The sequence below is a fragment of the Pseudoalteromonas issachenkonii genome, assembly GCF_002310795.1.
GTDB classification, from domain to species: Bacteria; Pseudomonadota; Gammaproteobacteria; order Enterobacterales; family Alteromonadaceae; genus Pseudoalteromonas; species Pseudoalteromonas tetraodonis.
In genome coordinates this window covers 504,664-529,456 of the sequence record NZ_CP011030.1, presented here as the reverse complement: position 1 = coordinate 529,456, position 24,793 = coordinate 504,664, and the positions used below count along the sequence as shown (strand labels likewise).

The window sequence follows — 24,793 nt, the reverse complement described above, 5'->3', positions numbered from 1 at the left end:
ACTCATAAGTTAGCGATAGTGCATTCTATGTATTAAGAGAATTCAGCTAACACTTCCGCAACCTTAAAATCGATTATAGTATCAATATCAATAGACCTCTCTATGGGCATAATGTACGCTTTAACATGTTCATTATAATAAATCCCTTTATTCTCAGTAAAGGAATTCAAGCTATAGGCATATAAAGAGCCATTTAATCGAAAATATTCTGGAAGATCTTGTGAGCGTTTTTGAAATGATGATTTAGGAAAGAATTCACCCATATTTAAATCAACAGGTAAACTATTAGCCCAAAGAGGGCTATGTTCACAAGGGCACACAGAGACAACGCCTTGAATACTATCATCGCTTGCAAGGGTTTCAATCGCTCCATCTATGTCCCTAGGAGTCCTTAAAGGAGATGTGGGTTGAAGAACTACTATATAGTCGTAAATATCAGCAACTTGCCCTATCGCATGTAATATAACATCATTACTACTAGCATAGTCACTAGCTAGCTCTGAAGGTCTCATAAATGGCACCTCAGCCCCAGACTCAACGGCCACTTCACCTATAGTTTCGCAATCAGTGCTAACAATGACCTTGTCTATATAGCTAGAGCCTGTTGCAGCCAAAATTGACCAAGTAATTAATGGTCGACCTTTAAATTCCTTAATATTTTTCATAGGAAGCCGCTTACTTCCGCCACGTGCAGGAATAATTGCCAATACTTTTTTACTCTTAATCATTTTATATTCCTAAAGTATTGATATCTAACTGCGCTTTTTTAAAATCATCGTGACGCCCTACATCTAACCAATACTCGTGAATGGGAAACTTCAGTGTTTTGAAACCTTCGCCCTGTTTTCTTTCAAACAATGTTGGCATGTCTAAATATTCATTGTTAGGCAATGAAGCAATAATTTCATTTGAAATAATATAGATACCTGCATTTACAAAATAGCGATATGTAGGTTTCTCTACCATTGCTGTAATATTATGCCCTTCACCTTCGATGACGCCAAACGGTATTTTAATTTCGTAATCACGAACACACATCGTTGCATCACTTTCTTGCTTAACATGAAAATCAAGCACTTTACTGAAATCTACATTAGTTAAGATATCACCATTAATCATAATTAAAGGTTGTTTAGGCAAACTATCAGGTAATAATGAGAGTGCACCGCCTGTTCCAAGCGGGTTTTCTTCATGTACATAAGTAATTTCAACTTCAAATTTATCACCATTACCAAAGTAATCCATAATAACTTCTGGTAAGTAGTGAGTAGATATATAAAACTTATAAAAACCATAGCTTTTAAAGTTATTTATTAACGTCTCAAGCATTGGTTTACCACCAACCTCAAGCATTGGTTTTGGGCAACTGTCTGTCAAAGGACGCAACCTTGTGCCAAACCCTCCAGCCATAATAAAAACAGGATTTTCACGTTTTTCAATAGACAGTGTTTCATGAAGCGTTTTTAAACCTACCAATTGATTATTATCATCTACTATTGGCAGAGACAGTATTTTACGCGATTGCATCAAGAGTTTTAGTTCATTACTACTTAATGATGCATTTGCACTTACAGGCTTAGAGTTCATGACTTCTTTTACTGGGGCGCTCAATTCAACCCCTTTAAGTATACCTCTTCGTACATCCCCATCAGTAACCATACCGACCAGTTTATTATCATCAACTACCAAGGCTACCCTCAACGCTTCTTTGTCAATAACTTTTAGTGCATCTTTGATTGAAATTGTTGAATCAATTATCACTTTTTCCCAGTTAGTTGTCATTTATTACACCTAATCCTTTAATCACGGTTCGTGCACCATATACCATTGAGTTTTCTCGGATTGACTTAGTTATATTAGAGCCAACACCTACTATCGTATTTCGCCCTATAGATACATTATTAATTATATTTGCACCTGTTGCTACGTGTACGTTATCTTCGATGACAACCTGTCCACTTAACGTTGTACCTGGAGCAAGGTGGCTATGAGCGCCAATTATACAATCATGATCAATTGAGGCTGAGGTGTTGACTATGGTATTTTCGCCAATCTCACTACCAATATTAATCACCGCGTTATTCATAATTTGCGCACCTTTAGCAAGTACAGCATAATCTGACACTAACGCAGAATCAGCAATGACAGTTGCAAATGTATAACCTAACTCACAAAAACGCGTATAAACTTTCTTTCTCAACGCTTGACGCGGCATAGCGCCAATACCATTAACTAATAACACCTTATCAACTGAAAACCTTAATACGTCATCATCCTGTGTATAGTGCTTTACAGAATCAAAAATCACATGACCAGCTAAGATATCCGGCGCTACAACACCTAATAAAGTTTTTTTCTGCTTAATTAATATTTCAGCAAGGGCAGCTGCATGCCCACCGGCGCCGATAACTAAATACCCCGGCTTACTCATCAATCAAGTCGCCAGCTTTATAACTTTTGTCGCTTGGTTTACTTAAATAATGCCAGAAATTTATTGGGTTAATGCCATTTCCTGGGCGCTTTACTGCAAGGTTTTCCTCACTAAATAATTCACCAGCAATAATTGTACTTGCCGCTACAAGACTTTTACGCGCCACGCTTTTATTTTTTACTTCTGATGGTCGAGGCCCTTTAATACCATCTCCCAGTACTTTTTCAACCGTACGAATACCATCAACCATGGCTTTTAATTCTTTTGGGTCAAGGGACGCTTTATGATCAGGCCCTGTCAAACTTTTATCAACCGTGAAGTGCTTTTCAATTAAAACAGCACCTTTGGCAACAGCAGCAATAGGAACTACAATGCCGGCACTATGATCTGAGTATCCCACTTCGAGTTTAAACGCATCTTTCATAGTGTCCATAGCATTTAAATTTATATCATTAAATGGCGCCGGGTATTCGGTTGTACAATGTAAAAGCGTTACTTTCTCTTTTAGTAATTGCTTACCATGTTCTGAAAAGTATGCCGCTTGAAGTGCTTCATCTGTTGGCTTACCTTCAGAATTTAAATAACCGTAGGCAATCACTGATAAAACTTGTTCTATTTCAGAAAGCGTTGCCATACCTGTTGATACTATCAAATCACAGCCAGTTCTTGCGTGTTCAAGCACTAATGGTGCGTTAGTAATTTCACCTGATGGCAGCTTCAATCGAGTTATACCTAAATCATCAACTAAAAATGAAAGGCTTTCTGAGTCAAAAGCTGTAGAAAGAAACTCAATACCTAAATCATTACAGTATTTAACTAACTTATGGTGTGTTTCGTAGCTCAACTCTAAGCGCTTTAACATTGAGAACTGAGATTCTTTTTGACCACTATTAGTAACTTGATACTCTGCTTGCTCAGCTTGTTCAGTTACTAAATTTTTAGCTTTAAATGTCTGAAATTTAACTATATCGGCACCTGCTTTATGAGCAGCGTCAACAAGTGAAAAAGCTAAATCGTCACTGCCATTATGATTAACACCAGCTTCTGCAATAATTAATGTCATAGAGGGTCTCACTTTAAATCGTAAAAAGATTTACTCGGCTCAAATTCTAGGAGTTTGAGCATTTGAATTACTTGAGCACTTGCATTGCCAGCACCGTATGGGTTTATTATTTTCTCCCCAGGTGTTTTATAGCTACCTGTAACAGCCATCTTTATGGCTTCCGTTATTGACTCTTTTGTAGCTGAACAGCTAAGTACACTTTTAGCTGCTAAACGGCCTTTTTGTCTTACACCTATATTTACCGTAGGAACATTAAATGCTGGCACTTCAATGATGCCACTAGAGGAATTACCAATAACAACAGCGGCATTTTTTACCGTGCTCAAGTAGCGTTTTTGCCCCAATGAAGGTATTGCACATACTCTATTAGGATGTTGTTTAGCATAGTTTTCAAGTATTGGAATGATACGGCGTCCACCATCATCGGCATTTGGATAAGTTAAAATAACTTGATGATCTTTAAATTCATCTAATGCATTAAGTAATGCAATAAAGCTTTGCTCTGGAGACTCTTCACCTAGCGTTACTGGATGATAGGTAACGAGAAAGTAAGGCTGTTTTAAATTAAAATTTAATGAGTTACCAATTTCATTTACGCTCATAAAGTCACTACGTGCTAAATGATCTAGGCCAATTGCACCTATGTTTTTAACTCGTTCAGGTACTTCACCTAGTTGTATCACACGTTGGCGATACTCCTCAGTGGAAGTTCCGTGTAAATAGCTCAGCTTTGTAATGGCATGGCGAATAGCGTCATCATAGGCACCTTCAGTTATTTCTCCACCATGTAGATGCAAAATAGGAATACGCAGTATCATCGCAGTTTGTGCAGCCGCTAGTGCTTCAAAACGATCACCTAAAATAACCAGTGCATCTGGCTTTAATCGACTTAACGCATCTGTGAATCCAAGCACACCAAGCCCCATACTTTTAGCGGTACCGACGGCCGTATCTGATGAGAGTAAAATTTCTATTTTTTCATCTATGGTAAAACCATCTTGCTCTATTTGTTTATAAGTTTCACCAAACTCAGATGATAAATGCATGCCTGAAACTAATAGCTGTAATGTAAGCTCTGGATCACTTTGAATATCTTTTAAAAGCCAGTACAGTAGCCCATACTCTGCTCGGGTACCTGTAAATACAGCTATTTTTTTTGTCATTATAACTTGCCTAAACTTTTAACTGGAGAGCTTGGTATATTAACTAAGTGAGCCTCAACAAACTCTGAATGGCTTAAATCGCCTCTCAATGCATTTTCAAACATAGGTAAACGATGCATTAATTGCCATATTGGTCTTGTCATTACACCATCAGCATTCGTTTGCTTTAGTAGTTTTTCTCGCTCAGTGTAGTTTGGGCAAATAATTGCATTTAGCCAATAGTTTGATTTTGCATAACTTGGCTCAGTTACAAATTTAAAATCTGAGCCATTAAAAAATTCTGAATATTGATTCGCAAGCTGGCGTTTATTATCGATAAATGCGACTAAGCTTTCCATTTGGGCACAACCAAGTGCTGCGTTTAAGTTAGGCATGCGATAGTTAAAACCTGCTTCATCATGAAAAAATTCATACGGATGAGGCACTTTTGCAGTAGTGGTTATATGTTTTGTATGCTGCCCTGTCATTAGAGTTTTACATAAAACCATACCGCCACCACCGGTGGTAACAATTTTATTACCATTAAAGCTAATAGCACCAAAATCTCCTAAAGTACCTGTGTGCTTACCTTTATAAAAAGAGCCAAGGCTTTCTGCAGCATCTTCTACTAAAACAATCTGCCACTCATTACATACTCTAACTAACTCATCAAGCTCAACAGGATGGCCAAATGTATGCATTGGCACGACGGCCTGAATACGCTGTTTTGTTTCTTTGTGTACAGGACCCGTTTCGGTTAGTACCGCATGCTGCTCTAAAAATGTAGACAATGCTTTAGGGCATAAACCTAAGCTAACAGGTGATACATCAACAAATGCGGGCTCTGCTCCCATATGATGTACTGCATTACAGGTAGCTACAAATGTAAGCGCTTGCGTAATAACTATATCGTTACTTTTAACTCCCGCCATATATAAGGCTGTATGTAATGCAGCCGTGCCATTTACAGTAGCAACCGCTTTTGCGGTTTCGGTGTAAGTTTCAATATGTTTTTCAAAGTCATCTACAAACTTACCAACGCTTGAAACAAATGTACTGTTTATAGTTTCGGATACATACTTTTGTTCGTTACCTGAAAAAGTAGGTGCGTGCAGAGGAATAAACTCGTTAGTTTGGTAAAGATCTTTTATAAATGAAACAAGCTGTTTAGTCATGATATATCTGCCTAATTACATTTTACCATCAAGGTATTTGCCCGTTTCTTTATGCCCAAAATCGGGAAGCATTTTAAAGAAAAGTGAGACAATTTCATCTTTTGTCCAATTTTTATCTGCTTTCATTTGAGTGATTCTTTCTTCAAATTCAGATAATAATGCTTGCTCAAAGATTGCATCATTTTTAATAATGCCTAAATTTTCAAAGCGTTCCATGTCTAATATTTCACTATCAGTGAAAAACTCTTCAAAGTCTTTTTCACCCGTGGTGTCACTTTCAGTAAACAGACATGGCCACTTCCCTTGAGCTGGTAGAGTTTTTACTAACTCACGTGCTTCGTCTTCCGTTTTACATAAAACAGGCTCAAAGCCACGTTCTTCAAGATACTTAACAGCGATGTCAGCGAAAGTAATTAAATGCAGGGCTTCACTGAGCTTTGGAAAGAAAATATCTCTATTTTCACCGAAAATACACGACATTAAACATAATTCGCCAGACTCCTGAGGGGTAACAAAATAGCGTTTTATATCACTAGGCGCGACAATTGGTTGTTGCTTTTGAATGCGTTGGTTAAAGCCATGTAATAATGAACCATCAGAAAAAGCAACGTTTGCGAATCGCGCAGTAGAAATAGCGATTTTTTCGCTTTTACGCATTAAAAACATTTCCATTATGCGCTTTGAGGCCCCCATCATATTAACTGGGTTAGCTGCTTTATCGGTAGACACACAGAAATATTTTTTTGCCCCGCAATCAATCGATTGTTGAATTGTTTTATCCGTGTTAAATACATTTACGTCAATCATACGCATTAATGTAAATGGGTCTTTTTCACTGCGCACATGCTTAAGTGCAGAAAGATTCAATACATAGTCATATTGCCCATCAGCTTTTATAAATGCATCATACTCAACTGAACCAATATCGAGCGCAAAAGTTTGAAAGTCGCCCTCTATATACCCAAAAGAGCTACGCACATCTCGTACTAACTCTACCATGTTATTTTCGCTAATATCGACAACATGAAGCTTCGCAGGATTACGCTTAAATATTTCCTTTGTAACTGCTTGGCCTATTGAGCCGGCTCCACCAAGCACTAAAAATCGCGACTCAGATACTCTTTTCTGAAGTTCATTTTCTTCTTTATTAATATCATGATTGAAAAGCGTTTTGCTACGACCTATTAAATTTAAAATAGAGCTCATATTATCCCCATATACCTTTTGTATCTATTAAATACTCTGCTTTTAAGTCAGTATTTATAAATTCTTTATGATCAACTAATAGTAAATGAATGTCCGCATTTTCTTTTGCATTCTCTAAGGTAGATAAATTAAATGCTGAAATGCTACTCGGCAGTTTATTTATATTAGGTTCAATTGCTATGACAGGGCCCGAATGCATTGCTGCAATTTTGTTTGTAATATTTAATGCAGGACTTTCTCGTAAATCATCGATATCTGGTTTAAAAGCCAAGCCATAACAGGCAACGATTACATCTTTTGCTGTTTTAGTTGGGTTAGCTTGTAAAAAATCAGCAATTGCTAACTTAACTTTATTAATTACCCATTCTGGCTTAGCATCGTTTACTTTACGGGCAGTATGAATAATTTGTGCCTGTTCAGGGGTTTTACTAACAATAAACCAAGGGTCAACTGCGATACAGTGCCCGCCAACTCCGGGACCAGGTTGTAAAATATTAATACGTGGATGGCGGTTAGCAAGCGATATAAGCTCCCACACGTCTATATCTAGTTTATCACAAATTATTGAAAGCTCATTAGCAAATGCAATTTGTACATCGCGGCATGAGTTTTCAGTTAATTTTGCCATTTCGGCTGTACGGGCATTTGTTATTACACATTCACCTTGTACAAATGTCTTGTAAAGCTCAACAGACCTTGCAGAACATTTAGCAGTAATACCACCTATCACACGATCGTTTTCTACTAACTCGCGAACTACATGACCTGGTAATACACGTTCAGGGCAATGCGCTATATTTACATCTATATTTATATCTGTATAACTACTTTCAGGCCCCGGAAATGTTAAGTCTGGCCTCGCAGCAGCTAACCACACAGCCATTTGCTCAGTAGCACCAACAGGGGATGTAGACTCTAGTATTACTAAGTCACCTTTTTTAAGTACTGGCGAAATAGCTTCACTGGCTTTTTTGATATAACTTAAATCAGGCTCAGGTATTGCTGAATCACTTTCTTTATTTAGAGTGCTTTTAAACGGTGTTGGTACGGCTATTAAAAAAGCATCCGCCGGTTCAGGTACAGTTGTTGCTTTTAAATACCCTTCAGTAACTGCAGCATGAACAATCATATCTAGATCAGGTTCTACTATATGTATTTCACCACGGTTAATTGTATCTACCGCATGTTGATTTACATCAACCCCTATTACTTTTATTTTTCGTGATGCGAACATTGCTGCGGTTGGTAAGCCAATATAGCCCAAACCAACAACTGAAATCGTATTAAATGGCATGATAATCCTTGTGAATGCAACTGAAATCGTATTAAATCTAGGTTCTAGGTTCTAGGTTCTAGGTTCTAGGTTCTAGGTTCTAGGTTCTAGGTTCTAGGTTCTACAAAATTCTAATCTTAAATTTTTGATGCAAGCATTGCTTATATTTTTATAGCTTGCGAATCTATTCTCTATAGTATTGTGACGCGATATAAAATCGCTGCTACTAATTAATCTTTTGCTAAAATATCGCAAATACGTTGACACGCTTTACCGTCACCGTATGGGTTATGAGCGCGGCTCATTGTTTTATATGATTCATCATTAGTTAAAAGTTCATTTAATGCTGAGGTTATTTTAGCTACATCAGTACCCACTAATTTAACTGTACCCGCATTTACTGCTTCAGGGCGTTCAGTGGTATCACGCATAACAAGCACAGGTTTACCCAGGCTAGGCGCCTCCTCTTGAATGCCACCAGAATCAGTTAAAATAATATGAGAGCGATTCATTAAATATACAAATGGTAAGTATTGCTGAGGCTCAATTAAGTTTACGTTATCTACACTTTTTAGAATACGCTTTACTGGCTCTTGTACATTTGGGTTTAAATGCACAGGATAAAGAATTTGGCAATCTGGATGCGCTTGAGCTGTCTGTGCCAATGCCTCACAAATTCGCTCAAACCCACCACCAAAACTTTCACGGCGATGCCCTGTAACTAAAATGAGTTTTTTGTTTTCATCAAGCATTGGGAATTGTCTAGCTAAGGTGTTTCTCAATTTGGCATTATCTTCTATTTGTTGCTTAACAAGTAAAAGTGCATCTATAACCGTATTACCGGTTACCGATATATTCTCAGCTGCATAGTTCTCTTTCAACAAGTTAGCTTTAGAGTTTTCGGTTGGTGAAAAGTGATACTTTGCAAGTGCGCCCGTTAATTTACGATTGCCTTCTTCTGGCCACGGTGAGTAAATATTCCCTGTACGCAGGCCGGCTTCAACATGTCCGACTGTTATTTGCTCATAATATGCAGCTAAACTTGCAGCAAAAGTGGTAGCAGTATCACCATGCACTAGCACTACATCGGGCTTAAACTCTTTAAGTACAGGAGTAAGCTCTAGTAAAATACGGCTCGTTACATCAGGCAGTGTTTGCCCAGCTCTCATTAAATTTAAGTCGTAATCAGGAGTGATTTCAAATAAATCTAAGACTTGATCAAGCATTTCACGATGCTGCGCCGTCACACATACCTTTACCTCAAAACGATTATCACTATTAAGTGCATGTACTAACGGAGCCATTTTAATAGCTTCTGGGCGAGTGCCAAATACAGTTAAAACTTTCACTTTAAATCCTTACTTTATGAATAACTCGAATTATATGAACTATTAAGCTTTTAACTATTTTTTATTCATAAAATATCTAATGAGTACCAACATTACACTTAACGTACCACCTAACAAAAAACCCGAAACACATATTAACGCTCTTTTGGGCTTAAACTTCTGCTCAGGCACTATTGCAGGGTCAATGGTTTTAAAAACATATTCATCACGCACATTTGCAAACATAATTGTTTTTGTTTGTTCTTCAACTAATTTATATAGTACAGCACGAATATCAGCTATTTTAGTTTGCTCTAGTTGCTGAGTTAAAAAGTCGTTACTTTTATTTGCCTCTAATACGTCGCGCTGTTTCATGGTCGCGTTTATATCTTGTATTAACCAGTTCACCCATTGTTGTGCTATGTAAGGCGATACATGCTCTATAGCAATTTTAACCATACCAGTTTCTTTATCTTTATTTGCACTAATAATTTTACTAAATTCTTTATAAGCCTCTTGCATTGAAGGCCGTGGTTTAAAAGGCAATTCAACTTCGCGAATCCATTTATTTTGCTCTGCAATATAAAGCTCTTCGTTATAAATAACCGTATTAGTTTCACGGTTCCACGATTTAGCCGCCATTAAGTCGGGCAGTATATTGTGTTTTTTAATAAAGTCGCTGGTAAATTTGCGCGACTTTAGTACCTCAAGCGCCATTTGCGTTTTATCAACCCCGCCACCTGAACCTAAGTTAACTCCTGCTAAACTTGCTAAGCCACCAAACTGGCCGGCTAATGCACCTAAACCACCCGCTTTATCTTGTTCAGCAGGGGCAAGTAACGCCTCAGACTTATAAATATTTGGCTGATTAATGGCATAAAAAACAGATGCAACAGCAAATAAGGTGGTTATAGCAATAATGATCCATTTACCTTGCCAAATTGCGGTAAATAGTTCGCGTAGATCTATTTCGTCGTCAGCAATGTTGTTTTGCACTGGTGTATTTGCTTGATTTAGGTTGTTTGAGTTGTTTTCCATTTAAATCTCATAAGTTCAGCTATCAGCTATCAGCTATCAGCTATCAGCTATCAGCTATCAGCTATCAGCTATCAGCTATCAGCTATCAGCTATCAGCTATCAGCTATCAGCTATCAGCTATCAGCTATCAGCTATCAGCTATCAGCTATCAGCTATCAGCTATCAGCTATCAGCTATCAGCTATCAGCTATCAGCTATCAGCTATCAGCTATCAGCTATCAGCTATCAGCTATCAGCTATCAGCTATCAGCTATCAGCTATCAGCTATCAGCTATCAGCTATCAGCTATCAGCTATCAGCTATCAGCTATCAGCTATCAGCTATCAGCTATCAGCTATCAGCTATCAGCTATCAGCTATCAGCTATCAGCTATCAGCTATCAGCTATCAGCTATCAGCTATCAGCTATCAGCTATCAGCTATCAGCTATCAGCTATCAGCTATCAGCTATCAGCTATCAGCTATCAGCTATCAGCTATCAGCTATCAGCTATCAGCTATCAGCTATCAGCTATCAGCTATCAGCTATCAGCTATCAGCTATCAGCTATCAGCTATCAGCTATCAGCTATCAGCTATCAGCTATCAGCTATCAGCTATCAGCTATCAGCTATCAGCTATCAGCTATCAGCTATCAGCTATCAGCTATCAGCTATCAGCTATCAGCTATCAGCTATCAGCTATCAGCTATCAGCTATCAGCTATCAGCTATCAAAAATTGAATAACTAGAACATTAGGTCAAGTTATTGTTTTAGGTTTTAGGAACTTTAGCTCGTCCCTCGTAACACCAAACCTGCTACTACATTTGCGCGGCATAAAGCCCCGTTTACAAAACCATTTTGAACCACAGAGTACACCGAGGCGCTGCGCGCTACACAGAGAAGAAAAGCTTATATTGATAAAAGCCTTTAACTTTGATCTCTTCCTCTGTGTTCTCTTTACCCTCTGTGGTGAATAAAATCACTAACAGACGCGACATAAAGTCGCTGCTACATAAGCGCGGGATAAACCCGCGCTACATTATATTAAATACCGCTTATGGCTGCTACTGCTACACCTAGTTGATATAGAATCTGTGTTGCGGTGCTCCAAAGCGTTAACTTATCCATATGGCCTGCATCTAGTGGGACAACAATGGTATCGCCTGGTTCAAGTTGGTTTGAGTTATTAACTGCAAACCAGTTGCCGGTATTTGGTATTTTTACTGAGCCGTTGGCTTTTATTATGTAAATACGGTCATCAGCAGCGCGCTCTTTTAAACCACCGCTTAGGTCTATGTATTCGTCTACGCTGATACCTTCTTTGTAAAGGTGCGAGGTAGAGTAATTAACCTCACCTATTACGCTAATTGAGTCGCGTTCACTCGGCACATAAAGCACATCGCCATCTTGCAGTACTAAGTTTTGCTGATTGTTAACAATAAGCGGTAAATCTATAACTAAACGGCCTACGGCATCTACGTTTGCTAAATCCTTCAAAAGCTTATTCATTTCATCGTAAGTAAGTGTGTTGCTACTTACTGAGCTTTGGAAGCTTTTTGATGCTATATCACGGCGAAGCTCGGTAGATAAACGCGCTAGCTGTTGTTGCTCTTGCTTTTTAATCGACTGACGAGTAAATACAGCGGCATTGGTTGCAGCAAACTCAGAAAAGCCACCGGCGCGCTCAAGTAAGTTACTTAAGGTTTCGCCACGACGAATGGTATAAGTACCCGGAAATTTAAGCTCACCTTTAAGCTCTACTTTTAAGTTTTCTTGCCAATTTGGTATAGCAAATATATTTACGCTGTCTTTACTTTGTAATGAAATATTAGATGCTGTTTTACCTTGCATGGCGCTTTTAAGGTCAAACTTAATATGCTCAATGTTTGATACATCTTTATTGGCAATTCTTGTTACTTCTGCTTGTTGTGTATAAGCCGACTCTAACAAGCCACCCGCTGCAGTAATTAGGTCTTTTACTTCACCGCCTTCCATTAACGGGTAAATGCCTGGGTACATTACACTGCCGCTAATTTCCACTATTTGCATCGCCTGCATTACACCAGCCTGCTGCTCTAACTTGGCAATTACCGGTTTAAGTAAATTATGGCGGCTGAACAAGGCATAGCTTTTTGCATCTTCTTCTTGTTCTTTTAGCTTTTTCTCAAGCATTTGCGACATGCTTAAGTTTGGGTTTACCTCTTCAAACTCTGACTTTTTAGTCGCCACACCAACGTATTTTTCAAACTCTTTTTGTTGGTATTCATGCCAAAGCTCTGCTTTGCGCTGTTGGTCTTGCTGCTCTTTAGTTAACGCTAAATTTGCAAGCGCTATATCTTCTAATGCTTTTTCTTCAAAACGACTGAATACAATAATTTTATCGTTAGGGTTAAGTGGTAAGTTGTTCTCAGTATTTTTTGTAATGGCTTTTGCTAAATCGAACTGATGAATTTCAATATCACCATTTACGTTGGTTTCGCGCACCACTAGTGCATAATCTAAATCGGCCTGTGGTAGTAAGTCACCACGTACTGAGCCTAATATGTCTGAAATACGTTTACCCTTGTACCACTGGTAATTACCTGGGCGTACTACAGCACCAATTAAACTAATTGAAGTTTGGTATTGCTCACCAATGGCACTAAAACGAATACGATCGCCATCTTTTGGAATGTAGTTAACTTGCTCTTTGCTAAAATCTACCGAAAGCACTTCTTTATGTTGGTTATTAAAACGTTCAACTATCACGCTTTTAGCGTAAGCATTTGGCTTGATGCCGCCCGCCATTTTTAATAATTGTTCTGCCGTTTCGCCTTTTTTAAGCTCAAAAATAGCAGGGCGTTTTACTAAACCATCAACGGTTACTTGCTCGCCAACCGACGGTATAAATACCACGTCACCCGGCTTTAAAATAATATCGTTACTGCTATCACCGCGAATAAGTAAATCGTATAAATCAAAGTTAGTAACAACCTTACCACCGCGTTTTACTTGAATATTGCGCAGTGAGGCAATATCAGACACGCCACCACTTACAAATAATGCATGCGACACTGTAGTCAATGACGACACACTATAGCTACCTGGTTTGTATGCTTCACCCAATACTAAAATACGAATACTGCGAAGTTTACCAAGCGATACGAACGCTTTAACACCTATAATCTCTTGTTCAACTTTTACTTTTATTAACTCTTTAACTTCAGCAAAGGTTAAACCAGCTACCTGAACAGGACTTAAGTCGGGAATGTTAATACGTCCTTCCCTATCAACGATGACTTCGTAGCTTGCGCTTTCTTTACCGTAAAAGTTGATTAATAGCTGATCGCCACGCCCCACTAAATACGTATCGGGTACTGCGGCGTTTTCGTTGGGCATGAATGTGGTGGGTTCGCCGGCAAATAAGTCATAACCGAATGGTTTTACCGTGTTATCTTCGGGCTTAAAGCGTTCTTCATCTGTAAAAGCTTGTTCGTCGGCGGTATTACGCTCACCTACTGTGGGTTTATCTTGTTCGTTATTTTTGCCAGTGGCATTGCCTGCACCTTCAAGGCTTGAAATATCTACGCCATATTGCTTTGCAAGTGCCTGCTGTTGAGACTTAGGCAACTTTTGAAACTGCTCTAGTTGAGCGGCTGTTGGCGCAAATGCTAATGTGCTAAAGCTACATATAAGTACAAAAGCACTTAATAAATGTTTAATAACGTTCACGAGTAGGTATTTCCCTAGGTCTACAACCAAAATTGTTGGGTATCATACATTATTTATGAGCAAATAAAAAAGGGACTTTAGCCCCTTTCATAGTTTTATTACAATTAATTTACTACTTGATGTTAAAAGCTGTAAACCAATGTTAATGAGGTCTCAGTGTCGGTTGCTTCTTTGTCATCAGCCACATCTGAGTTGTTGATGATATTGTAGGCTACTTTCATTTGTAATGAGCCATTAATTTTAGTAAGTAGCGCAGTTTCTGAGCGAGTTTTGGTATTGGTATCACCATATTCTACCGATACTAACTGGGTAAAACGCGCGTTGTCTGAAATTTTCCAGCTAAAGTCTAATTTACCTAAAGCAATTACTTCGCCTTCGTATTCACCCGCTAGTGAGTTGCCGTTTTCATCAACCTCTTCGCTTACATCTGGGTATTTAAAGTACTTATAACCTGGACCAATTTCAGCATTTAGTTTCATGTTTGACTCGTTTAGTAAACGTAAACCATAACCCGCTGAAATAACCGACTCACTTCGGTATGCACCAAAGTAGTCAGATACGTGTGACCCATAAATAAATAAGTGGGCGTGCTTTTCATTTAACTTGTAATTACCTTGTGCTGAAATAGAGTACTTTTCGTTAGTACGCTGTTTTTCTTTTATGCCGTTTTCGTTCTCTACTTCATCTTCTTTGTAGATGCCGTCTAACTTATACTCGTTATTCCAGCTTTCTAAGTTATGTAATACTTTAATACCGCCTTTTAAGGTCGTTGTTTCGGTATTACCGCTGGTAATAATAGCGCCTACTTCGCTGGTAACTTCCCAGGTTTTTTGTTCATCTTCTGCTGCAAATGCATTGGTTGTAGCTGAGGCTGCTACTAAAATTGATAAAAGCTTAAGTTTCATTAAAAAATAACCCTGTAAAAAATGTATTAATACCTATTAAAAAAACAGCGCGCATATTAATAAATCGAATTTGAGCGCTGCCTTAATAAATAAGTATTTTAAAAAATTAGTCTTGCTTGTGTAAATGTACATCCATTTGCGGGAATGGAATGGTAATGTCTGCGTCGTCTAACGCTATTTTAATGTTTTCCATTAACGACCAGTATGTTGGCCAGTAATCTTCTGAGTTAACCCACGGGCGCACTATAAAGTTAACGCTTGAATCGGCAAGTTCAGATACCGATACGTTATATGCAGGATCTTTTAAAATACGCGATTCGTTATCAAGCACTGATTTAAGTACTTCTTTTGCTTTTCGTAAGTCGGCGTCGTAGCCAACACCAATCACAAGGTCAACGCGGCGTGTTGATTCGCGCGAGTAGTTAATAATTGCATCTGACATAATTTTTGAATTAGGCATTACAATAACTTTGTTATCGGGTGTACGCATTTCAGTTGAGAATATTTCGATTTTTTTAATCGTACCGGCTTTACCGCCCGCTTCAACGTAGTCACCTGATTTAAATGGGCGAAGTAGAATAATTAATACGCCTGACGCAAAGTTAGATAACGACCCTTGCAGTGCTAAGCCAACGGCTAAACCTGCCGCACCTAAAATAGCAATGAATGACGTGGTTTCGATGCCAATTTGTGACAGCGCCATTAAAATAGTGGCTGCAAATACAATGGCATATACAATACTAGAGACAAACGATGAAACCGCTTTATCTACTTTTTTCTTGTCGAATGCTTTTTCGGTTAACTTTGCACAAAATTTAGCAATTCGTCCACCCAGCAAAAATATAACAAGCGCTATGACTGCTTGAATACCGTAGTGTAAGATTAAGCCTGAATTTTCATTCAGCCAATTGAGTATTGAATCCATATTAACTCCTGATAGTGTTATTAAGCAGTTTAGCGGTGTTGTTTATTGTATTGTATTGTAAATCTTTAATAGGTGTTTGCAACAGCGTATTTCGAGGTTCGAGGTTCGAGGTTCGAGGTTCGAGGTTCGAGGTTCGAGGTTCGAGGTTCGAGGTTCGAGGTTCGAGGTTCGAGGTTCGAGGTTCGAGGTTCGAGGTTCGAGGTTCGAGGTTCGAGGTTCGAGGTTCGAGGTTCGAGGTTCGAGGTTCGAGGTTCGAGGTTCGAGGTTCGAGGTTCGAGGTTCGAGGTTCGAGGTTCGAGGTTCGAGGTTCGAGGTTCGAGGTTCGAGGTTCGAGGTTCGAGGTTCGAGGTTCGAGGTTCGAGGTTCGAGGTTCGAGGTTCGAGGTTCGAGGTTCGAGGTTCGAGGTTCGAGGTTCGAGGTTCGAGGTTCGAGGTTCGAGGTTCGAGGTTCGAGGTTCGAGGTTCGAGGTTCGAGGTTCGAGGTTCGAGGTTCGAGGTTCGAGGTTCGAGGTTCGAGGTTCGAGGTTCGAGGTTCGAGGTTCGAGGTTCGAGGTTCGAGGTTCGAGGTTCGAGGTTCGAGGTTCGAGGTTCGAGGTTCGAGGTTCGAGGTTCGAGGTTCGAGGTTCGAGGTTCGAGGTTCGAGGTTCGAGGAATTTAAAAACCTTACGGTTAATATAGCAAGGTTTTTTATACCCGTAGGCGGGAGTTTACCTCGCGCAGGGTTTAATAAAATGCGCGGGATAACCACCGCTCACGTTCAATACAAACATCATGCTTGGCTTAATCTCTACCTAAAACCTAAAATCTTTGTCTTTAATCTCTTCCTCTGTGACCTCTGTGGTAAATAGTGTTTTAATTTTTTGCACCACAGAGTACACCGAGGCGCTACGCGCTTCACAGAGAAGACAAAAATCATTTCCTCTGTGTGCTCTGCCCCCTCTGTGGTGAATAAAATCTCTTTAAGATCTTTTTGCACAAAGAGAAGTGAATGAAGAGTAAATGAGAAAACAATAACCATGAGCCCGAGTGATTAATTGTTTTTTCACTAGCTCTAAAAGCGCAGCGTCTCTTAACCTCTTTGTGAATAAGTTTATTGCCTAAAACCTACCTGCGCGTGATAACCCCCGCCTACAAACCATTTTGAACCACAGAGTACACCGAGGCGCTTCACGCTCCACAGAGAAGACAAAACAAATAAAACATGTCTTTAATCATTTCCTCTGTGTGCACTAACCCTCTGTGGTGAATAAAATCTCTTTAAGATCTTTTTGCACAAAGAGAGGTGAATGAGGAGTAAATGAGAAAACAATAACCATGAGCCCGAGTGATTAATTGTTTTTTCACTAGCTCTAAAAGCGCAGCGTCTCTTAACCTCTTTGTGAATAAGTTTATTGCCTAAAACCACCTGCGCGTGATAACCCCCGCCTAAAAAACCATTTTGAACCACAGAGTACACCGAGGCGCTTCGCGCTACACAGAGAAGAAAATCTTGCGCGGAATTAGGGATTCGAGCTGCCCGTTACCCGTTGCCAATAGCTTAAATATAGAATACTTAAAATAAGTTTAATTTTTTTGATTTTTTGCTTCACAAGCATGGGGATATTATGTATTATGCGCGCCACACCAAACAAGGTGTATGTAGTGGCGGTTGTAGCTCAGTTGGTAGAGCCCCGGATTGTGATTCCGGTTGTCGCGGGTTCGAGCCCCGTCAATCGCCCCACTATTTCTAAGTCTCCTCGGTAATATCTAAAGTTAATCTCTAAATTATATTTACCCGATACAAAGCCAAGTCAGAAACAAAGAAACTACGCCAACTTGTCTGTAGGCATGAGTTTACCTTACGCATTTATTAGATCTTAAACCTGACGCGACATAACGTCGCTGCTACCATAGATTTAAAAACTACACACGTAGCAGTGGATTTACCCCGCGTCTCGAAGCCCGATGCCCGCATTTGAAGCTTTGAACATGTAAACTTAATAAACGCAAAATAAAGTCGCTGCTACATATTATTTAAGGCGTTCTTTCCACTGTGCAATAGGCAGTGGCTTTGAAAATAAATAGCCTTGAAATAAGTTGCAACCGCGCTGCTTTAAATAATTAAATTGCGCAGGTTCCTCAACGCCTTCAGCAACGCTGTTTACGCCTAAAGCACTGGCCATGTCGATGATCATATTCACAATAGTTTTACTTGAATTATCGTCAGTATCCATAATGCCATCGACAAAGTATTTATCTATTTTAAGCTCAGAAATTGGCAACTCTTTCAAATAACTCAGGCTTGAATAACCCGTTCCAAAGTCATCAATTGAAAACCTAAAGCCCTTTTTATTAAGTTCAAGCATAGTCTCTTTTACTAGTTCGATGTCTGACACTAAAGTCGTTTCGGTCAGCTCTATCACTAAGTTACGTGGTGACACTTGCCACTTATGAACACTGGCGAGCAATTTTTCCTTAAAATCGGGGGCTACAATTTGTTTAGCGCTAATGTTAACGGCAATACAGGTGTTTTTTCCTGCTCGGCTGACTTCATGCAGCAACTTACATACTTGATCAACCACCCAATCGCCAATTTTAATAATGGCTTCACTCTCTTCTGCTAGGGGTATAAATTCCCCAGGGCTTATTACGCCTAATTCCTCAGAATCCCAACGTAATAATGCTTCGGCTGAATTAAAGGTATTTTCATTAATAAATTGTGGCTGTAGTACCAGTGTTAATTCATCACTTTTATCAACATTTATTAGTAAGTAACGAATTTTATTGGTACGTTCGTAACGTTTTAATGCATCTAAATCTGCAAAGTAATAACCAAAAGGAGAAAACTTTTTGGCTTGTTTTAGTGCGTATTCCAACTTATCAAACATAGAGCTATAGGAGTCTCTACTCGCATTAATAATTGTACTGCCCAACGAGGCGCTTAGTACCACATCAAGATCACTGATCTTATGTGAGAAGTTATCTAGCGCTAATATTTTAGAGTCTATACTTGGTTGTTGTTGCTCTAGGTAGGATAAGTCATTACTTATATTGGCGCTTATAATTAAAAAAGAATCGACTCCGCTTTTGTATAGCTTGTACTCGCCCTGTACCGCATTTGATAGTTTTTTAGCCGTTAAAATGAGTGCTTCGTTGCCCGCCTCAATACCGTACTTAAAGTTAAATTGCGCTAACTTATCCATATCTAATAATGCAGCATATATATAGCCATTATTAATGCTGGCACTTTGAAGTAAACTTCTGCATTCGCGCTCAAACCACCGCTTATTTTTTAATCCTGTTATGGGATCTGAATAAGCTAAATTATAAATGGTATCTTGCGCTTTGAGTTTTTCACTAATATCTCTAACTACACCAATATATTCAACGCTTTGCTCATTAACGGCTTTGGTAAGTGACAATTCTATTTGAAAAATAGTGCCGTCTTTTTTTCTTGCAGGTAGTTGCCTACCAACACCAATAATTTTAGCCTCACCTGTTTGCTCATAATTTCGCATATACGAGTGATGCTTAGATGCATAAGGCTCAGGCATTAAGTTGTTAATCGACAAGCCAAGCATTTCATTTTGCTTATAGCCAAACATAGTTAATGCGGTTGAGTTACAGTGAACAATAACGCCTTGCTGATTAATAGTGATCACTGCATCATTTAAGTTATTTAAAATAGCTTCAAGGCGATTATTTTTATCATCAACCTTGGCCTTTAATTCATACTCTAAAGTGACATCTTCAAAAGCACCATGCACTTTAATAACCTGATGATCATCATTAAAAACAGGGTGACCACTCGTCCGTACCCACTTTTTATTGCCATGAGCATCTACAAACTCAAAGTCTTCACAATAAGGAAGACCATGTGTTTGCAAACGATTAAAAAAATCACGAATACGCGCTTGCTCTTTTTCACCAGCATAATGCGCAATCGCTTGTGTGGTCGTGAGCGGTTTGTGCTTATCAAGGCCATAAATATTATAAACCTCGGGTGAATAATTTAGCTCGCCGGTTGAAATTGTGTATTCCCACGTGCCTACCTTCGACATAGCTTCAACAGCACTAAATAGTGATTGCTGTGAGCTTGATTTATCTTCTAAAAAACACTTTTGCAAGAACACTGCTGTATAACTCGCAAAGCTAATTAGCCTTGGTAGGTAGCGTTCGATTGTTGGATCACTATTTAAATAAAGACCAACCAGTACGCCGCTTAATTGGCCTTCATCATTGCTTATAGAGACGCCAATGTAAGCTTGCGCATTTATAGTTTTTAGTAGCTTATTTTCAGGATAGTGTTGTTGTAATTCATCCGTTATAAAACACGCACTTTTTGAAGGCAGCTGTTCACAAGGCGAGCCTTCTAGCGAATAAGAAAAGTTATCAACGACCTCTGCGTTATGTAAAACCAACTGCGTAGTTGCTAATTTATCTTCATTTACAGAGGCAATAAATAAGTAATCGGCTTTAATTTCGTGCTGCAGTACTCTCAATTGTGCACTTAAATTTGCACATTGAGAATACGATACATCATAGGCTGCACCTATATCTAACTGCTTGCTATCCTTGCTCACTTTACTAACCTACTTTGAAAGAAAGACCTAATGACGCTAATGCTTTAGAGTGCTTTTCAATCGCATCAGACTCTGCCCCTACACAATGCGCTTGGGCTAAATTTTCTGAAGACGCACTACTAATATTGGAAATATTGCGGCTAATTTCTTGCGATACCATACTTTGCTCTTCCGCAGCGGTTGATATTTGCGTTGCTAAATCGGAAATATCTGTAATTGCCGCATAGACTTTTGAGACGATATCTTGGCTATTACGGGTTTCTTTAACACATGTTTCAGCAGCGTGTTTACCCGCTTCCATTGTTTTGGACCAGTTGAGTAGCGTAGATTGCATTTCAGATATTGAGACTTGAATTTGCTCTGTGGCGGTATGCGTTCTGCTTGAGAGTGCACGTACCTCATCAGCAACAACCGAGAAGCCTCGGCCATGTTCACCAGCACGCGCAGCCTCAATAGCGGCATTGAGTGCAAGTAAATTTGTTTGATCGGCAATCCCTTGTATCTCTTGCATTATACCACCAATTTTTTCAGCCTCTGTTGCTAACTCACTCGCAGAGCTTGCTGAGTTATCAACTTCAGTTGCAAGTAACGACACCTCTCGCATTGTCCCAGACATGGCTTGCGTTGCTGACTCACAATCTTGGTGAGCTTGTTGCACTCGTTGATTAGTGACTAAGGTGTTTTTTGCTACCTCGTCAATTGAATGCACCATTTCTTCGACCGCAGACGATACCTGATGTAATTCAGATGCTTCTTTTTCAACGCCAGCCTGCGCAGCTTCAGCACAAACTTTAAGCGAATCAGCTCCTTTGCTAAGGCTTAAAGTGCCATCAATAATACGCCCAACAATGGTCGTTACTTTACCCTCAAGTAATTTAATCCGAAAATCACTATAGCTGAGGCTATCGCTACCAGAATAAATATGCCGAGATACGCTATCTGGGCCTGCCTTGGTTTTTTTGATTTTGCTTTGCGAGCGAATTAACTCTTCATAAAAAATAACAAAAGGCAGAGGAACAAACAGCAAACATAACCAGAACATGTAACTTGTTAACCAAGCAATTAAAGCGGCACACCCAATAAATAGAGGCAATTTAAATGCAGCTAATTTTTCACTTAAAGGCGTAATTGATTGACCGTTGTTTAAACGTTGGTAAAGCTTTTCTGCACGGTGTTTATATTCTGGAAGGAGTTGTTGACGAACTGATTGATAACCTACTTTTTTACCGTTTTCGTAAATAGGGGTAACAAATGCATCAACCCAGTAATAACGCCCATCTTTACATCTATTTTTTACAGCTCCTCGCCATGCGGTATCGCTTTTTAAATTAGACCACATATCACCAAATGCCGCAGGTGGCATATCTGGGTGACGAACCATATTATGATTTTTCCCTTTTAACTCATTGATGGTATACCCTGAAACTTTACAAAAGCTATCATTTGCATAGGTGATAACCCCTCGTAAATCTGTTGTAGAAACTAATTCTTCGTCAATGCCAAACGAAACTTCCTGGTCTACCGTTGCTTGATTTCTTCTACTCATAGTGGGTGCTTCATTATTTTTTAATGGGTGAATTTGCGGGATGTTAATTTATAAATGTATAAAACACAATTATACATTATTACTATATTCTAACAGTTCAAAAGAGCCTGAAACTTCATATTACACCTCAGCTTAGTAAAAATATACATTTAAAAACATGAGGTTACAAAAACTCACAAAAACAAACGAGAATAGTTATTACTTTATTTTAAGCTTATATACAAAGTTTAAACACCAATCACTGCTTATAGAGTAATTTTAGACCGAAGCGATAAGGTTCGCCAAAAAAGTGGCTAAAAAAAATGCCACCAAATGGTGGCATTTACACACGGGGGTATTTCTACTTATAGAAATTTTTTTACTATTTTGTTACGAAAAATATATATTAAAAAGGTAACATTTAGCCCATTATCTAGCAACATTTAACCGGGTTTTATCTTACAACCATTAACTCATCGGAACAGTCTTAATCATTACAGCTTAATACATACGTATTTTTCTTCTAAGTACTCATCTAAACCCTGATGCCCGCCTTCACGACCAAGACCTGATTGCTTTACACCACCAAACGGCGCAACTGGGTTTGATATAACGCCCTCATTTACACCTACCATGCCAAACTCTAGCCCTTCGCTTATACGATAGATTTGTTTAATGTTTTGGCTATAAAAGTACGCAGCTAACCCATAAGGGACGTCATTAGCAAGCGCAAGTACTTCGCTTTCTTCATCAAATGGGATCACCGTTAATACAGGACCAAACACTTCTTCGTGATAAATATCCATTTGTGTAGTGACATTGGTGACTATTAATGGGTTTTGAAAACTGCCACCTAAATTGCTGTTATCTCCAATTAGCGTAGCGCCTTTATCAAGAGCGTCTTTAATCAGTTGTTGCACTTTCTCTTTTGCTTTGGGGTAAATAAGCGGCCCTATGTCGGCATTTTCATCAAAACCGTTCGCAACTTTGAGCGCAGCGACTTTGGGTGTAATTTTTTCAAGCACGTCATTTAATATATTACGCTGAATAAAAATACGATTTGCTGCAACACAAGCTTGTCCTGAGTTTCTAAATTTGGCCGCCATTAATCCATCAATCGCATCGTCAATATCAGCATTATCAAATATTATAAACGGGGCATTTCCCCCCAATTCCATTGAAGTACGCTTTATTGTAGATGCACATTGAGAGAGTAACTGCTTACCTACACCGGTAGAGCCAGTAAAAGTAAACTTACGTACCACCTCTGAGTCGGTCAGCATTTTGCCCACCTTTTTGGCATCTTGTGACACAAGCACATTAAATGCACCTTTAACAAAGCCAGCCTGATCAGCTAAATAAGCTAAAGCGATAGCACATAATGGTGTGTGCTCAGAAGGCTTGAGTATAAAACTACAGCCCGCAGCATAAGCCGGCGCGACTTTTCGAGTCACCATAGCAACAGGAAAATTCCATGGCGTAATACCTGCTACCACGCCAATAGGTTGCTTGAAGCTAGTTAAACGATGACTGTTATCGGTGGCGGGGATCACATCGCCGTAGCTGCGTTTAGCTTCTTCTGCAAACCACTTAATAAAGCCAGCCCCATAATCTATTTCACCAAGCGATTCTTTAAGCGGCTTTCCCTGCTCTTTAGTCATAAGTGTAGCAAGGGTTTGTTTGTGCTTGATCACTAGATCATACCAACGCATCAAGGTGTCACTTCGTTCGGTCGCATTGGTGGATTTTAATTTTACAAAAGCGCCTTGCGCTGCTGTTATGGCATTTTTTACGCCTTGCTCGTCAATATCACTTACATCAACAATACTTTGTTCGGTGGCCGGATCATCAACGCTAAAGCGTGAGCTAGTTTGATAAAATTCACCGTTAATAAACGAGTCTGAAAAAATAAGATCACTCAAAATATACCTCCAAAATGGGTTTTGGGCTTCGGGCTTCGGGCTTCGGGCTTCGGGCTTCGGGCTTCGGGCTTCGGGCTTCGGGCTTCGATAAATTAAAAAAGCCTTGTGGTTAACGCTACAAGACTTTTTAATTTTAATTTACCCGCCGCCCGTAACCCTTTACCTTCAACCTTTGTATTTATTCACTTCCTCTGCGCACTCTGTAATCTCTGTGGTAAATAAAATTACTAACAAACGCGGAATAAAACCGCTTTAAAAAGCATATGCACAAAGAGAAGTGAATGAGGAGAAAATGAGAAAACACTAACCATTAGCCTGAGTGATTAATTGTTTTGTCACTTCCTCTAAAAGCGCAGCGTCTCTTAACCTCTTTGTGCATAATTTTATTACCTTTAACCACATTTGCGCGGCGTAAAGCCGCGCCTACAGGCTATTTTAATTTACCCGCGTCTCGCAGCCCGCCGCTCGTAACCCTTTACCTTTCGCCTTTAACCTTTAAAAAAGACGCGGGGTAAACCCGCTGCTACTTCTGCTCGGCGTAAAGCCCCGCCTACAAAATATTTACACCACAGAGAATACAAAGGCGCTTCGCGCTACACCGAGGGGTTA

17 protein-coding genes, 1 tRNA gene and 1 pseudogene are annotated in these 24,793 nt (G+C 39.3%); 3 read left to right on the top strand and 16 right to left on the bottom strand.

What is annotated here, in order from left to right; genetic code table 11:
- Window positions 1–32: 32 nt before the first annotated feature.
- The 10 genes from PISS_RS02425 to PISS_RS02380 all read right to left on the bottom strand — a co-directional run bounded on the left by PISS_RS02425 (window position 33) and on the right by PISS_RS02380 (window position 10,656).
- Window positions 33–728 carry an acylneuraminate cytidylyltransferase family protein gene (locus PISS_RS02425; protein WP_036955908.1) on the bottom strand — a complete coding sequence of 232 codons (696 nt, stop codon included), beginning with the start codon at window positions 726–728 and terminating at the stop codon, window positions 33–35.
- Between the two features lies 1 nt (window position 729).
- Window positions 730–1,782: a nucleotidyltransferase family protein gene (locus PISS_RS02420; protein WP_036955905.1), complete on the bottom strand. Its 1,053-nt coding sequence runs from the start codon at window positions 1,780–1,782 to the stop codon at window positions 730–732.
- Window positions 1,772–2,431 carry an acetyltransferase gene (locus PISS_RS02415; RefSeq protein WP_036955899.1) on the bottom strand — a complete coding sequence of 220 codons (660 nt, stop codon included), beginning with the start codon at window positions 2,429–2,431 and terminating at the stop codon, window positions 1,772–1,774. Before PISS_RS02415 ends, PISS_RS02420 begins: the two co-directional genes overlap by 11 nt.
- Complete coding sequence (neuB, locus tag PISS_RS02410) at window positions 2,424–3,494, bottom strand: N-acetylneuraminate synthase (protein WP_036955897.1); 1,071 nt, start codon at window positions 3,492–3,494, stop codon at window positions 2,424–2,426. The genes PISS_RS02415 and neuB overlap by 8 nt, the downstream gene beginning before the upstream one ends.
- Before the next feature lie 8 nt (window positions 3,495–3,502).
- A complete protein-coding gene (gene neuC / locus PISS_RS02405) occupies window positions 3,503–4,657 on the bottom strand; it encodes a UDP-N-acetylglucosamine 2-epimerase (protein WP_058154135.1) in 1,155 nt (384 codons plus the stop codon).
- Window positions 4,657–5,811, bottom strand: a complete 1,155-nt coding sequence (locus PISS_RS02400) for a LegC family aminotransferase (protein ID WP_036955892.1) — start codon at window positions 5,809–5,811, stop codon at window positions 4,657–4,659. The genes neuC and PISS_RS02400 overlap by 1 nt, the downstream gene beginning before the upstream one ends.
- Window positions 5,812–5,826: 15 nt before the next feature.
- Window positions 5,827–7,017 (bottom strand): UDP-N-acetylglucosamine 4,6-dehydratase, encoded by a 1,191-nt coding sequence (locus PISS_RS02395; RefSeq protein ID WP_036955889.1) that lies wholly within the window; start codon window positions 7,015–7,017, stop codon window positions 5,827–5,829.
- A 1-nt stretch (window position 7,018) separates the two neighbouring features.
- Window positions 7,019–8,311: a UDP-N-acetyl-D-mannosamine dehydrogenase gene (gene wecC, locus PISS_RS02390; RefSeq protein WP_036955887.1), complete on the bottom strand. Its 1,293-nt coding sequence runs from the start codon at window positions 8,309–8,311 to the stop codon at window positions 7,019–7,021.
- Window positions 8,312–8,520: 209 nt separating this feature from the next.
- Window positions 8,521–9,639, bottom strand: a complete 1,119-nt coding sequence (gene wecB, locus PISS_RS02385) for a non-hydrolyzing UDP-N-acetylglucosamine 2-epimerase (RefSeq protein WP_036955885.1) — start codon at window positions 9,637–9,639, stop codon at window positions 8,521–8,523.
- 54 nt (window positions 9,640–9,693) lie between these two features.
- Complete coding sequence (locus PISS_RS02380) at window positions 9,694–10,656, bottom strand: Wzz/FepE/Etk N-terminal domain-containing protein (protein ID WP_036955882.1); 963 nt, start codon at window positions 10,654–10,656, stop codon at window positions 9,694–9,696.
- Between PISS_RS02380 and PISS_RS18950 the strand changes: the two genes are divergently transcribed.
- The gene (locus PISS_RS18950) at window positions 10,641–11,375 is read left to right on the top strand and encodes a hypothetical protein (protein WP_208617803.1); all 735 of its coding nucleotides are present in this window, start codon (window positions 10,641–10,643) and stop codon (window positions 11,373–11,375) included. The two genes, PISS_RS02380 and PISS_RS18950, sit on opposite strands and share 16 nt — an antisense overlap.
- Window positions 11,376–11,679: 304 nt before the next feature.
- On the opposite strand, the pseudogene PISS_RS02370 reads toward PISS_RS18950, so the two are convergent.
- From PISS_RS02370 to PISS_RS02360, 3 genes and pseudogenes are all read right to left on the bottom strand, one after another.
- Window positions 11,680–14,100, bottom strand: a pseudogene (locus PISS_RS02370) (SLBB domain-containing protein); the annotation flags it as partial.
- A 368-nt stretch (window positions 14,101–14,468) separates the two neighbouring features.
- Complete coding sequence (locus tag PISS_RS02365; protein ID WP_036955876.1) at window positions 14,469–15,251, bottom strand: DUF481 domain-containing protein; 783 nt, start codon at window positions 15,249–15,251, stop codon at window positions 14,469–14,471.
- 106 nt (window positions 15,252–15,357) lie between these two features.
- The gene (locus tag PISS_RS02360) at window positions 15,358–16,176 is read right to left on the bottom strand and encodes a mechanosensitive ion channel family protein (RefSeq protein ID WP_013464003.1); all 819 of its coding nucleotides are present in this window, start codon (window positions 16,174–16,176) and stop codon (window positions 15,358–15,360) included.
- Window positions 16,177–16,211: 35 nt separating this feature from the next.
- Here PISS_RS02360 and PISS_RS02355 point away from each other — a divergent pair, with 35 nt between their 5' ends.
- Window positions 16,212–16,853, top strand: coding sequence for a translocation/assembly module TamB domain-containing protein (locus PISS_RS02355; RefSeq protein WP_167380507.1), 642 nt, complete (start codon window positions 16,212–16,214; stop codon window positions 16,851–16,853).
- Between the two features lie 966 nt (window positions 16,854–17,819).
- Window positions 17,820–17,895 (top strand) — tRNA-His (locus PISS_RS02350).
- Window positions 17,896–18,184: 289 nt separating this feature from the next.
- Here the strand turns inward: PISS_RS02350 and PISS_RS02345 are convergent.
- The 3 genes from PISS_RS02345 to PISS_RS02335 form a co-directional block, all read right to left on the bottom strand.
- Window positions 18,185–20,737: a sensor domain-containing protein gene (locus tag PISS_RS02345; protein ID WP_058154134.1), complete on the bottom strand. Its 2,553-nt coding sequence runs from the start codon at window positions 20,735–20,737 to the stop codon at window positions 18,185–18,187.
- A gap of 4 nt (window positions 20,738–20,741) precedes the next feature.
- Window positions 20,742–22,283 (bottom strand): methyl-accepting chemotaxis protein, encoded by a 1,542-nt coding sequence (locus tag PISS_RS02340; RefSeq protein ID WP_058154133.1) that lies wholly within the window; start codon window positions 22,281–22,283, stop codon window positions 20,742–20,744.
- Between the two features lie 473 nt (window positions 22,284–22,756).
- A complete protein-coding gene (locus PISS_RS02335; RefSeq protein WP_058154132.1) occupies window positions 22,757–24,184 on the bottom strand; it encodes an NAD-dependent succinate-semialdehyde dehydrogenase in 1,428 nt (475 codons plus the stop codon).
- Between the last annotated feature and the right edge of the window lie 609 nt (window positions 24,185–24,793).

What these genes read in the sequence shown, in the direction of transcription:
- PISS_RS02400 (WP_036955892.1), bottom strand. Translation starts at nt 5,811, where the DNA reads ATGACTAAACAGCTTGTTTCATTTATAAAAGATCTTTACCAAACTAAC.
- PISS_RS02425 (WP_036955908.1), bottom strand. Translation starts at nt 728, where the DNA reads ATGATTAAGAGTAAAAAAGTATTGGCAATTATTCCTGCACGTGGCGGA.
- neuB (WP_036955897.1), bottom strand. Translation starts at nt 3,494, where the DNA reads ATGACATTAATTATTGCAGAAGCTGGTGTTAATCATAATGGCAGTGAC.
- PISS_RS02395 (WP_036955889.1), bottom strand. Translation starts at nt 7,017, where the DNA reads ATGAGCTCTATTTTAAATTTAATAGGTCGTAGCAAAACGCTTTTCAAT.
- PISS_RS02380 (WP_036955882.1), bottom strand. Translation starts at nt 10,656, where the DNA reads ATGGAAAACAACTCAAACAACCTAAATCAAGCAAATACACCAGTGCAA.
- PISS_RS02340 (WP_058154133.1), bottom strand. Translation starts at nt 22,283, where the DNA reads ATGAGTAGAAGAAATCAAGCAACGGTAGACCAGGAAGTTTCGTTTGGC.
- PISS_RS02415 (WP_036955899.1), bottom strand. Translation starts at nt 2,431, where the DNA reads ATGAGTAAGCCGGGGTATTTAGTTATCGGCGCCGGTGGGCATGCAGCT.
- wecC (WP_036955887.1), bottom strand. Translation starts at nt 8,311, where the DNA reads ATGCCATTTAATACGATTTCAGTTGTTGGTTTGGGCTATATTGGCTTA.
- PISS_RS02420 (WP_036955905.1), bottom strand. Translation starts at nt 1,782, where the DNA reads ATGACAACTAACTGGGAAAAAGTGATAATTGATTCAACAATTTCAATC.
- neuC (WP_058154135.1), bottom strand. Translation starts at nt 4,657, where the DNA reads ATGACAAAAAAAATAGCTGTATTTACAGGTACCCGAGCAGAGTATGGG.
- PISS_RS02360 (WP_013464003.1), bottom strand. Translation starts at nt 16,176, where the DNA reads ATGGATTCAATACTCAATTGGCTGAATGAAAATTCAGGCTTAATCTTA.
- PISS_RS02365 (WP_036955876.1), bottom strand. Translation starts at nt 15,251, where the DNA reads ATGAAACTTAAGCTTTTATCAATTTTAGTAGCAGCCTCAGCTACAACC.